Source organism: Gryllotalpicola sp. CP2-P1, from assembly GCF_057512245.1.
This window is the reverse complement of record NZ_JBLRDT010000076.1, coordinates 1-12,156: the sequence shown is the minus strand read 5'-3', so window position 1 is coordinate 12,156 and position 12,156 is coordinate 1. Positions and strand designations below refer to the sequence as shown.

General features: G+C 70.5%; 8 protein-coding genes and 1 pseudogene. All 9 read left to right on the top strand.

The genetic code is table 11. From position 1 onward, the window contains the following. Window positions 1-176 precede the first annotated feature (176 nt). Complete coding sequence (locus ACM2XV_RS07920; RefSeq protein ID WP_344776119.1) at window positions 177-650, top strand: MarR family winged helix-turn-helix transcriptional regulator; 474 nt, start codon at window positions 177-179, stop codon at window positions 648-650. Beyond that, a complete protein-coding gene (locus ACM2XV_RS07915; RefSeq protein ID WP_487026543.1) occupies window positions 647-4,552 on the top strand; it encodes an ABC transporter ATP-binding protein in 3,906 nt (1,301 codons plus the stop codon). Before ACM2XV_RS07920 ends, ACM2XV_RS07915 begins: the two co-directional genes overlap by 4 nt. Window positions 4,553-4,745: 193 nt before the next feature. Continuing rightward, window positions 4,746-5,390: pseudogene (locus ACM2XV_RS07910) on the top strand (SLC13 family permease); the annotation flags it as partial. Window positions 5,391-5,425: 35 nt separating this feature from the next. Then, window positions 5,426-5,989, top strand: a complete 564-nt coding sequence (locus tag ACM2XV_RS07905) for an SLC13 family permease (RefSeq protein ID WP_487026542.1) — start codon at window positions 5,426-5,428, stop codon at window positions 5,987-5,989. 160 nt (window positions 5,990-6,149) lie between these two features. Further along, entirely contained in the window at window positions 6,150-6,239 is a 90-nt protein-coding gene (gene kdpF, locus ACM2XV_RS07900; RefSeq protein ID WP_344776125.1) for a K(+)-transporting ATPase subunit F, read from the top strand. Continuing rightward, window positions 6,236-7,912 carry a potassium-transporting ATPase subunit KdpA gene (kdpA, locus tag ACM2XV_RS07895; RefSeq protein ID WP_487026541.1) on the top strand — a complete coding sequence of 559 codons (1,677 nt, stop codon included), beginning with the start codon at window positions 6,236-6,238 and terminating at the stop codon, window positions 7,910-7,912. The genes kdpF and kdpA overlap by 4 nt, the downstream gene beginning before the upstream one ends. Next, window positions 7,912-10,071, top strand: coding sequence for a potassium-transporting ATPase subunit KdpB (gene kdpB / locus ACM2XV_RS07890; protein ID WP_487026540.1), 2,160 nt, complete (start codon window positions 7,912-7,914; stop codon window positions 10,069-10,071). The genes kdpA and kdpB overlap by 1 nt, the downstream gene beginning before the upstream one ends. 25 nt (window positions 10,072-10,096) lie before the next feature. Beyond that, entirely contained in the window at window positions 10,097-10,735 is a 639-nt protein-coding gene (gene kdpC, locus ACM2XV_RS07885) for a potassium-transporting ATPase subunit KdpC (protein ID WP_487026539.1), read from the top strand. 10 nt (window positions 10,736-10,745) lie between these two features. Next, window positions 10,746-12,156, top strand: a 1,411-nt coding sequence (locus tag ACM2XV_RS07880) for a sensor histidine kinase (protein WP_487026538.1), incomplete at its 3' end; no start/stop codon positions are given.

The window sequence follows — 12,156 nt, the reverse complement described above, 5'->3', positions numbered from 1 at the left end:
CCCTCATCGCGCACGAGCTGTGCGCGGCCCCCACACATCTCTCAAAAGGAACTTGTACGAATTACCGCGTTTCGGCCGATTCGGACAGAGGCGAAAACAAGAACGTGCACCCCTCGCGCGCTGCCCGCGGGAACGCATAGTTCAGACGGCGAACAATCCCGCGTATAGTTCAGACCATGAACAGTCACGCAGCCGAGCGAGCGGACGCCTCACTCGAGGCCGCCGTCGACGCCGTCGCGCGTCTCGCCCGCATGCTCGAGCGCTCCGCAGCGCCGCTCAGCCTCGCCGACTTCCGGGTGCTCAGCGCGCTCGACGCCGGCGAGGACCGCGCGAGCCGCCTCGCCGAGCGGCTCGCCGTCGGCAAGCCGGCCATCAGCGCCACGGTCGATTCGCTCACGAAGCGCGGGCTCGTCACGCGCGCGAAGGTCGACGGCGACCAGCGCGCCCTGGCGCTCGCGCTCACGGCCGCGGGAGAGGCGCAGGTGCGTGAGGCCAAGGCGCGCCTCGCAGAGCGCGTGGGGGCGATCGCCTCTCTGATGAACGAGCCCGGCGCAGGCATCCGCGCCCTCGCAGAGCTCGGTGACGCGATCGAGCGCCATCACGCCGCCCAGCAGGCGACGCGGCGGGCAGAGCTGAAGGCGGCCGAATGACCCGCGCGACGGCGTCGGCCGGCGATTCCCCGCAGCAGATCAACTGGGTGGCGCGGCTGTGGTCCTACGTGCTGCGCCACCGCACGGGCCTCTACCTCGCGCTCGGCGCCGCCCTGCTCGGCAGCGGAGCACAGGTGCTCACGCCGCTCGTGGCCCGGCAGATCGTCGACACGGTCATCGGCCACCACCAGGGCAGCCTCTGGGTCTGGCTCGCCGCGCTCATCGCGCTCGCCGCGGCCACCTTCTTCTTCAACCGGCTGCGGCGCTACCGCGGCGGCAAGGTCGCGCTCGAGGTGCAGAACGACCTGCGCAACGACATGCACGACCACCTGCAGTCGATGGACTTCACCAATCTCGACCGCATGCCGACGGGGCAGCTCGTCGCCCGCGCGAACTCCGACTCGGGGCTCGTCATGATGCTGCTCAACTTCCTTCCGATCGTCAGCGGCAATGTCGTGCTGCTCGTGCTGTCGCTCGTCGTGATGTTCGTGCTCTCGCCGCTGCTGGCCCTCGTGGGCCTTGCTCTGATCCCGGCGCTCGTCGTCGTGAGCTACCGGATGCGCTCGCGCGTGTTCCCCGCCACGTGGGACGCGCAGCAGAAGGAGGGCGAGCTCGTTCAGATCGTCGACGAGGACACCGGCGGCGTGCGCGTCGTCAAGGCGTTCGGGCAGGAGCGCCGCGAGCTGAAGAGGCTGACGGATTCCGCAACCAGGCTCTACGGCTCGCAGATGCGGTCGACGCGCATCCAGTCCCGCTTCCAGCCGCTGCTCGAGTCGATCCCGGCGTTCGGTCAGGTCGGCATCCTGGCGCTCGGCGGCATCCTCGCCCTGCACGGCAGCATCACGCTGGGAACGTTCCTCGCCTTCTCGACCTACGTCGCGCAGATGCTCGCGCCCGCCCGCCAGCTCGCCGGCATGCTCGCCATCGCGCAGCAGGCCCGCGCGGGCGTCGAGCGCATCGCCCAGCTGCTCGACACGCCGCCCGCGATCGCGGACGCCCCCGGAGCGACCCCGCTCGGAACGCCTGCCCGAGGCGAGATCGAGTTCGACGACGTGCACTTCTCGTACGAGCAGGACCGCCGTGCGGGCGAGCACGAGACGCTCACGGGCTTCTCGTTGCGCGTCGCGGCGGGCGAGCGCGTGGCGCTCGTCGGCGCGAGTGGCTCGGGCAAGTCGACCGCGGCGATGCTCATCCCGCGCTTCTACGACCCCGTCAGTTCCTCGGGAAACGCGGCCGGCACCGTGCGCGTCGACGGCATCGATGTGCGCCGTCTCACGCTGCACTCGCTGCGCTCGCAGATCGGGGTCGTCTTCGAAGAGAGCTTCCTGTTCAGCGACACGGTGCGCGCCAACATCGCGTACGGCCGGCCCGAGGCATCCGATGACGAGATCGAGCGCGCCGCGCGGCTCGCGCAAGCCGACGGGTTCATCGATCGGCTGCCCAAGAAATACGACACGGTCGTCGGCGAGCGCGGCCTGTCGCTCTCGGGCGGCCAGCGGCAGCGCGTCGCGCTCGCGCGGGCGATCCTCGCGGACCCGCGCATCCTGATCCTCGACGACGCGACCAGCGCGATCGACGCCCGCACGGAGGAGGCCATTCACGATGGGCTGCGCGACGTCATGGCCGACCGCACGGTCGTGCTGATCGCGCACCGGCAGTCGACCCTGCACCTCGCCGACCGGGTCGTGCTCGTCGACGGCGGCCGCGTCGTCGACGAGGGCGGCCACGACGAGCTGATGGAGCGCAATGCGGCCTACCGCGCGCTGCTCTCGGGCATGGAGGACGGCGAGGCGCCCGCCGGGGGCGCCGCCGCGACCGGCGATGTCGACGCCGTCGCCGCCTACTCCGGCAGGGTGACGGCGGCAGCGTGGCGTCGGGGCGACGCGGATGCCGCCGGCCGCGGTGCCGCTGCTGGCGCTGCGCGCGTGCCCGCCGCGCCCAGCCTCGGCCCCGGCCTCGGCGGCACCGGCGGGGGCGGCATGATGCGCCGCGGCCTCGCCGCCACCCCCGAGCTGATCGCCCGCGTCGACAAGCTACCGCCCGTGAAGGACGTCCCAGAGGTCGACATCGACCGCGAGGGCGCCCACAGGCCGCACTTCTCGCTGCGCTCCCTGCTCGCCGACTACCGCCGGCCGCTGCTGCTCGGGCTGCTGCTCGTGGTGATCGACGCCGTCGCGGGGCTCGTCGGCCCCGTGCTGGTCAAGAGCGGAATCGACGAGGGGGTGGTCACCGGGTCGACGTACGCCGTGCTCGGGGCATCCGCCCTGTTCCTCCTCGTCACGCTCGTCGACCTCTTCGACCAGATCGCCGAGACCTTCGTGATGGGCCGCACCGCGCAGCGCGTCATGCTCTCGCTGCGCGTGCGCATCTTCGCCCAGCTGCAGCGGCTGTCGCTCGACTACTACGAGCGCGAGATGGCGGGCCGCATCATGACCCGCATGACGACCGACATCGACCAGTTCGAGCAGCTGGTGCAGAACGGCCTGCTCGCGGCGCTCGTGTCGTTCGTGACCTTCGTCGGCGTGGGGGTCGCGATCCTCATCGTGAACCCGCTGCTCGGCGGCGCGGTGCTGCTGGTCATCATTCCGCTCGCGTTCGCGACCGTGGCGTTCCGACGCCGCGCCGCGGTGCTCTACGACCAGGCGCGCGACCGCATCGCGGCGGTGAACGCCGACTTCCAGGAAAGCCTGTCGGGGGTGCACGAGGCGCAGGCGTTCGTGCACGAGGCCGCGACGAAGCGGCAGTTCCACGCGCTCGGCGACTCGTTCCTCGAGGCGCGCGTCGCCGCGCAGAAGCTGGTCGCGACCTACTTCCCCTTCGTGGCCTTCCTGTCGTCGGTGGCCGACGCGATCGTGCTGGGGCTCGGCGCCTGGCTCATCCTGAACGGGCACCTCACGACGGGAGCCCTGATCGCCTTCCTGCTCTATGTCGACATGTTCTTCTCGCCGATCCAGCAGCTCTCGCAGGTGTTCGACGCGTGGCAGCAGACGACGATCTCGGTGCGCCGCATCTCCGAGCTGATGGCGCTGAAGAGCCTCACGCCCGCCGCCGCCGAGCCGCTCGTGCCGGGCCGACTCACGGGCGCGATCACGCTCGACGACGTGCACTTCGCCTACCCGGCGGTCACGGCACGCCCCGGCGCGCAGGAGCGCGGGCCCCGGGATGCCCGCGGCCTCGAGCCGGTCGAGGTCGCGCCGACCACGCCGCCCGAGGCGCTGCGGGGCATCCGCCTCGACATCGCCGCGGGCGAGACGATCGCGCTCGTCGGCGAGACGGGCGCTGGGAAGTCCACCGTGATGAAGCTGCTCGCGCGCTTCTACGACGTCGACCGGGGCGCGGTCCGCGTCGACGGCCACGATGTGCGCACACTCGACCTCGCCGCGTATCGCGCGCAGCTCGGCTATGTGCCGCAGGAGGCGTTCCTGTTCACCGGAACGGTGCGTGACAACATCGCGTACGGCAGGCCGGAGGCGACGGATGTCGAGGTCGAGGCCGCCGCCCGCGCGGTCGGCGCGCACGAGTTCATCGCCGCGCTGCCGCACGGCTATCTGCAGCCCATCTCCGAGCGGGGGCGGTCGCTGTCGGCAGGGCAGCGGCAGCTAATCGCGCTCGCGCGGGCGCAGCTCGTCGACCCGGCGATCCTGCTGCTCGACGAAGCGACGTCGAACCTCGACCTGGCCGCCGAGGCGCGGGTCACCGCCGCGATGGACCGCGTGGCGGCCGGTCGCACGACCGTGCTGATCGCGCACCGGCTGCAGACGGCCAAGACCGCGGATCGGATCGTGGTGCTCGGCGGCGGCGGTGTGCTCGAGGTCGGCTCGCACGACGAGCTGCTCGACGCGGGCGGCCACTACGCCGAGATGTGGCGGGCGTTCGAGCTCGCGTCGCAGCGCGCGGCGTAGCGCCGCCGTCCCGCCCGCCGGTCGCTGGTCGAGTAGCCCGCGCGAAGCCGGGCGTATCGAGACCCTCTCCTGGCGAGGAAGGGGTCTCGATGCGGTCGCAGAGCGAGCTACTCGACCAGCGTGCACGTCTGCGGCAGGATCGGAAGCGGTGACACCGCACATCGTGATCACACTGGCGACCATCGTGCTCGCGATGGTGCTCTTCGTGTGGAACCGGGTCCCCGCGGTCATCGTCGCGGTCGGGGCGGCACTCGTGCTCTTCCTCACGGGCGTGCTCACCATGCGCGAGACACTGAGCGGCTTCGGCGACCCGGTGGTCGTCCTGCTCGTGTCCCTCTTCTCGATCGCCGTGGCGCTCGAGGAATCCGGAGTCGCGGCATGGGCCGGTCAGCTGCTGCTCCGGCACGCGGGCGGCAGCCCGACCATGAGGCTCGTGGCGATCATGGCCATCGGGGCCGTGCTCAGCCCGCTGATGGGCATGAACGGGGCCGTCGTCGCGATGGTGCCGATCGTCGCGGGCATCGCCGCGCGCACGGCGACGGCGCCCTCCAAGCTGATGATCCCGCTGGCGTTCGCGTGCACGGCGGGCGCGAACCTGAGCCTGCTCGGCAGCCCGGTGAACGTCGTCGCGGCCGAGAAGATCGACACGGCGGGCGCGGGCCCGTTCGGCTTCTTCGCGTGGGCCCTCGTCGGCGTCCCGCAGGTGGTCGGCACCATCGTCATCGTCGTGCTGCTCGGCAGGCGGCTGCTGCCCGAGCGCCGGCCGGTGGTCGGCGATCAGATGTTGCCGGATGCCTCGAGCGGCGCTCTTCCCGACCAGGAATCCCCGCCCCCGTCGTCGCTCTCGGCCCGCGCGCCTACCTGGCGCTCGCCGTGCTCGCCCTGCTCATCGGCCTGCTCGCGTTCAACGTGGTGCCCGCGGCGATCGCGGCGGCGATCTGCGCCGTGCTCATGGTGCTGCTGCGGGTCGTCACGGTGCCGCGGCTCGTGGCGGGCGTCGACTGGAGCACCTGCATCCTCATCGGCGCGATGATCGCGCCCGCGGTCGCGATGTCGAAGACGGGTGCCGCCGGCCTTCTCGGCGACCAGGTGGTCACGGGCATCGGCGGCCTGGGGCCCTACGCGGTCTTCATCGGGCTGTTCCTCGTCACAGGGGTGCTCAGCCAGTTCATCTCGAACACCTCGTCGGCGCTGGTGATGCTGCCGATCGCCGTCGCCACCGCGACCGACCTGCACGTCGCGACGTTGCCGATGATCCTCGGCGTCGCCCTCGGGGCGAGCACCTCGTTCGTGATGCCCTTCGCGAATGCCGTCACGCTCTCGGTCTACGGGCCGGGCGGCTACCGCTTCGGCGACTTCTGGCGACTCGGCTCGATCGTGTCGGCGTGGTCGTTCGTGGTCGCGGTCGCCCTCGTGCCGGTGCTCTGGCCGTTCTGATCGCGTTAGGGTTCCCGGCCGCCCCGTGAGGATTTCGTTAGGGAGCCGGATGCCGCGCGCCCGCGGGTCTTCACTCGTCACTCGTGGACATTTTGTGGATCCTGGGCATCATCGCCCTGGCCGTCGTCGTGGCGCTCGCCGCCAAGAGGGTCGAGAAGCTGTGATCTTCTTCGACATCGTGGCGGCGGCCCTCGCCATCGCCTCTCTCGCGTACCTCGTGTACGCCCTTCTGAAGCCGGAGAAGTTGTGAATCTCTGGCTCTTTCTCGCACAGTTCGCCACACTCGCCGTCATCCTCGGGCTCGTCTATCGCCCGCTCGGCGACTACATGGCGCACACCTTCACGACGACGCGCGACCTCGGGCTCGAGCGCGGCTTCTACCGCCTGATCGGGGTCCGATCGGATGCCGCGCAGAGCTGGCCCGCCTATCTGCGCGGCGTGCTCGCCTTCTCGGTCGTCGGGGTGTTCTTCGTCTACATCCTGCAGCGGGTGCAGGAATGGCTGCCGTATGCGCTCGGCCTGCCGAACGTGCCGCCCGGGCTCGCCTTCAACACGGCGATCTCGTTCGTGACCAACACGAACTGGCAGTCGTACTCGCCTGAGCTCACCCTCGGCTACACGGTGCAGTTCGCCGGGCTCGCCGTGCAGAACTTCGTCTCGGCCGCGGTCGGCATCGCCGTGGCGATCGCGCTCGTGCGCGGCTTCGCGCTGCGGAAGTCGGGCACCATCGGCAACTTCTGGGTCGACCTCACCCGCAGCGTGACCCGCATCCTGCTGCCGATCGCCATCGTCGGAAGCGTCGTGCTGATCGCCGGCGGCGTCATCCAGAACTTCAACCAGGTGGAGACGGTGCACACCATCGCGGGCGGCGTGCAGCACCTGCCCGGCGGCCCGACCGCCTCGCAGGAGGTCATCAAAGAGCTCGGCACCAACGGCGGCGGGTTCTTCAACATGAACTCCGCTCACCCGTTCGAGAACCCGACGGCGTGGACGAGCCTCTTCGAGGTCTTCCTGATGCTCCTCATCCCGTTCGCCCTGCCGCGCACCTTCGGCCGGATCGTCGGCGACAACCGCCAGGGCTACGCGATCCTCGCCGCCATGGGCGTGCTGTTCACGGCATCCCTCGTCGCCGGAACGCTGTTCGAGCTGCACGGCGGCGGTGACAGCGCGATCGCCGCGGCCGGCGGCGCCATGGAGGGGAAGGAGCAGCGCCTCGGCATCATCGGCTCGCTGCTCTTCGACACCACCGGCACCAGCACCTCGACCGGAGCGGTCGCGTCGATGCACGACAGCATGACGAGCTTCGGCGGCATGATGATGATCATCAACATGATGCTCGGCGAGGTCTCGCCGGGCGGGGTGGGCACCGGCCTCTACGGCATGCTCGTCATGGCGATCGTCGCCGTGTTCCTCGCCGGCCTGATGATCGGCCGCACGCCCGAGTACCTCGGCAAGAAGATCGGCGCCCGCGAGATCAAGCTCGCCTCGCTGTACTTCCTCACCACGCCGACCCTCGTGCTCGTCGGTCTCGCGCTCAGCTTCGCGATCCCGCCGATCACGCACGACCTCGAGCACACGAGCATGTGGAACCCGGGCCAGCACGGCTACAGCGAGGTGCTCTACGCCTTCACCTCGGCGGCGAACAACAACGGCTCGGCCTTCGCCGGCATCACGGCCAACACCCCGTGGCTGAACGCATCTCTCGGCGCGGCCATGTTCCTCGGGCGGCTGCTGCCGATCGCCTTCGTGCTCGCGCTCGCCGGCTCGCTCGCCGCTCAAGACAGGATCCCGGTGACCACCGCAACGCTGCCCACGCACCGCCCGCAGTTCGTCGGGCTGCTCATCGGCACCGTGCTGCTCGTCTCCGCACTCACCTACTTCCCCGTGCTCGCGCTCGGACCCATCGCAGAAGGACTGCACTGATGACCACCGTTCCCGCTCGCGCCCAGGCGGGCGCGTTCAACCCGCGACAGCTCTGGACGAGCCTGCCCGAGGCCCTGCGCAAGATGTATCCGCGGGCCCTGTGGCACAACCCCGTCATGTTCATCGTCGAGGTCGGTGCCGCGCTCACCACGGTGCTCGCCGTCTTCCTGCAGTTCTTCGCCCACCCGGCTGCCGCCGCCGAGAACGCCTTCACGTGGTGGATCGCGGTCTGGCTGTGGCTGACCGTGCTGTTCGCGACGCTCGCCGAGGCCGTCGCGGAAGGCCGCGGCAAGGCGCAGGCGGCGACGCTGCGCAAGACGCGCACGACGACGCTCGCCAACCGCGTGCTGGGCTATGACCCGAACGCGGATGCCTTGGCCGAAGCGGCCCGCACCGAGTCGGTCGCCTCGGCCGAGCTCACGCTGAACGACATCGTCGTGGTGACCGCCGGCGAGCTGATCCCCGGCGACGGCGACATCGTCGCGGGGATAGCCTCTGTCGACGAATCCGCCATCACGGGCGAGTCCGCGCCCGTCGTGCGCGAGTCGGGCGGCGACCGCAGCGCCGTCACCGGCGGCACGCGCGTGCTCTCCGACCGCATCGTGGTGAAGATCACCTCGAAGCCGGGTGAGACCTTCGTCGATCGCATGATCGCGCTCGTCGAGGGCGCCGCGCGGCAGAAGACGCCGAACGAGATCGCGCTCAACATCCTGCTCGCGAGCCTCACGATCATCTTCGTGGTCGTCGTGCTCGCGCTCGGGCCGACGGCCGGCTTCGCGAAGGCCGCGCCGACGGTCACCGTGCTGGTCGCGCTGCTCGTCTGCCTCATCCCCACCACGATCGGCGCGCTGCTGTCGGCGATCGGCATCGCCGGCATGGACCGCCTCGTGCAGCACAACGTGCTCGCCATGTCGGGCCGCGCGGTCGAGGCGGCCGGCGACGTGAACACCCTGCTGCTCGACAAGACCGGAACGATCACCTACGGCAACCGGCAGGCGGCCGAGTTCCGCGCGGTGACGGGCGCCGACACCGCTGAGCTGATCGAGGCCGCCGCTCGCGCCTCCGTCGCCGACCCGACGCCGGAAGGGCAGTCGGTGGTCGTGCTCGCCGCGAAGCTCTCTCGGCGGGAAGACGGTCTCGATACGGTCGCAGAGCGACCTACTCGACCGGCGGAGGGCGGGAGCGCTGCCGGAACCGTCGTGCCGTTCACCGCGCAGACGCGCATGAGCGGTGTCGACCGGCCCGACGGCAGGCAGCTGCGCAAGGGCGCCCCGAGCGCCGTGCTGGCCTGGGTCGCCGAGAGCGCAACGGGGCCGGAGTTCGCCGAGGCGCGCGCCGACCTCGAGTCGCAGGTCGCCCACATCTCGGGCCTCGGCGGCACCCCGCTCGCGGTCGCAGAGCGGGCCGCCGACGGCACCGCCCGCCTGCTCGGCACCATCTACCTGAAGGACGTCGTCAAGGCCGGGCTCAAAGAGCGCTTCGCCGACCTGCGCCGCATGGGCATCCGCACGGTCATGGTGACGGGCGACAACCCCGTGACGGCATCCGTCATCGCGAAGGAGGCGGGCGTCGACGACGTCCTCGCCGAGGCGACGCCGGAAGACAAGTTGGCGCTCATCAGGCGCGAGCAGGGCGGCGGCAAGCTCGTCGCCATGACGGGCGACGGCACGAACGACGCCCCCGCGCTCGCGCAGGCCGACGTCGGCGTGGCGATGAACACGGGCACGAGCGCCGCGAAAGAGGCCGGCAACATGGTCGACCTCGACAGCGACCCGACGAAGCTCATCGACATCGTCACGATCGGCAAGCAGCTGCTCATCACGCGCGGCGCGCTCACCACGTTCTCGATCGCCAACGACGTGGCGAAGTACTTCGCCATCATCCCGGCCATGTTCGTCGCGGTGTTCCCCGGCATGCAGGCGCTCAACGTCATGCACCTGCACTCGTCGGACTCGGCGATCCTCTCGGCGGTGATCTTCAACGCGCTCGTCATCGTGGCGCTGATCCCGCTGGCGCTGCGCGGTGTGCGCTACCGCCCCTCGACGGTCTCGACGCTGCTCGGCCGCAACCTGCTGATCTACGGCGTCGGCGGCATCATCGCGCCGTTCATCGGCATCAAGCTGATCGACCTGCTGATCAGCCTCATCCCCGGGTTCTGAGCACCCCTTTCAAGGAGAACTGACAATGCCTTCCACCACGCGCGCCGCGATGCGCCAGTACGGGGTGGCGATCCGCGCGATGATCGTGCTGACCGTCGGCCTCGGCATCGCCTACCCGCTCGTCATCACCGCGGTCGGCCAGCTCGGCTTCCACAGCCAGGCGAACGGCTCGAAGATCGAGACGGATGCCGGCACCGTCGGCTCCGCGCTGATCGGCCAGTCCTTCACCGACGCACACGGAAAGCCGCTCACGCAGTGGTTCCAGTCGCGGCCGTCGGCGGCGACCTCGGATTCCGCGCCGAACGGCTACGACGCCAACGCCTCGCTCGGCTCGAACTGGGGCCCGAACAACCCGGACCTCGTCGCAGCCATCGAGCACCGCAAGAAGGTCATCGAGCAGACCTACGGGGTCACGGCGGCCGAGATCCCGGCCGACGCGCTGACCGCCTCGGGCTCCGGCCTCGACCCCGACATCTCGGTCGCCTACGCAGAGCTGCAGGTCGCGAAGGTCGCCGCGACGCGCGGCCTCGATGAGGCATCCGTTCGCACGCTCGTCGACCGGAACACGCACGGGCGCGATCTCGGCTACCTCGGCCAGCCCTACGTGAATGTCGTCCGGTTGAACCTCGAGCTGTCCAAGATGGATCCAGCGGGAAACAGATAGGGGTCACGCGATGGGCAGGGGCAGGTTGCGCGTGCTGCTCGGCGCTGCGCCGGGAGTCGGCAAGACCTACGCCATGCTCGAAGAGGGTCGGCGCCTGAAGGCGGAGGGCAAGGACGTCGTCGTCGCGGTCGTGGAGACCCACGACCGCGCGGCGACGGCCGCCATGCTCGAGGGGCTCGAGGTCGCCCCGCGTCGGGTGATCGACCACCGCGGGGTCGAGCTCACCGACCTCGACCTCGAGGCCGTGCTCGAGCGGCATCCCGACATCGCGCTCGTCGACGAGCTCGCGCACACGAACGCGCCGGGCATGGAGCACGAGAAGCGCTGGCAGGACGTCGAGGTGCTGCTGGATGCCGGCATCTCGGTGTTCACGACGGTGAACATCCAGCACATCCAGTCCCTCAACGATGTGGTCGAGCAGATCACGGGCATCGTGCAGCGCGAGACGATCCCCGATGCCGTGCTGCGCGCCGCCGATCAGATCGAGGTCGTCGACCTGGCTCCGCAGGCGCTGCGCGACCGCCTCGCGGAAGGACTCGTCTACCCGGCCACGCGCATCGATGCGGCCCTGTCCAACTACTTCCGCCTCGGCAACCTCACCGCGCTGCGCGAGCTCGCCCTGCTGTGGCTCGCCGACGAGGTCGACACGGCGCTACAGGCCTACCGGGCCGAGCACGGCATCGACTCCAAGTGGGAGGCGCGGGAGCGCGTCGTGGTCGCGCTCACCGGGGGTCCAGAGGGCGAGACGCTGATCAGGCGTGGCGCCCGCATCGCCGCCCGCGCGGCCGGCGGCGAGCTGATCGCCGTGCACGTCACGGGGCAGGAGGGGCTGCGCGAGGCGCACCCCGGTGCGCTCGCCGCGCAGCGCGCTCTCGTCGAGAAGCTCGGCGGCTCGTACCACCAGGTCGTGGGCGACGACGTGCCGCGGGCCCTCGCCGACTTCGCGCGGGCGTCGAACGCGACGCAGCTGGTGATCGGCGTCTCGCGCCGCGGCCGGCTGCTCGCGTTCCTCACCGGCCAGGGCGTCGGCCAGACCGTCATCCGCGAATCCGGTGACATCGACGTGCACATCGTCACCCACCAGGCGGCGGGCACGCACGCGCTCGTCCTTCCGAAGGCGCGCGGGGCGCTGACGACCCGACGCATGGTGCTCGGGTTCGTCCTCGCCGTCGTCCTCGGTCCGGCGCTCACCGCGTCGCTGTGGTATCTGCGCACACCCGAGGCGCTGACGAGCGACACCCTCGGCTTCCAGCTGCTGGTCGTCATTGTCGCGCTGGTCGGCGGAATCTGGCCGGCCCTGTTCGCCGCCGTGCTGTCGGGCCTGACCCTCGACTACTTCTTCGTGCAGCCGTACTACACGATCACGATCGCCGAGCCGCTGCACCTGCTCGCGCTGCTGCTCTACGTGATCAGCGCCGCGC

Bases quoted from the DNA above. Each gene is read 5' to 3' on its own strand.
- ACM2XV_RS07920 (WP_344776119.1), top strand. From the start codon at position 177: ATGAACAGTCACGCAGCCGAGCGAGCGGACGCCTCACTCGAGGCCGCC.
- ACM2XV_RS07915 (WP_487026543.1), top strand. From the start codon at position 647: ATGACCCGCGCGACGGCGTCGGCCGGCGATTCCCCGCAGCAGATCAAC.
- kdpB (WP_487026540.1), top strand. From the start codon at position 7,912: ATGACCACCGTTCCCGCTCGCGCCCAGGCGGGCGCGTTCAACCCGCGA.
- kdpC (WP_487026539.1), top strand. From the start codon at position 10,097: ATGCCTTCCACCACGCGCGCCGCGATGCGCCAGTACGGGGTGGCGATC.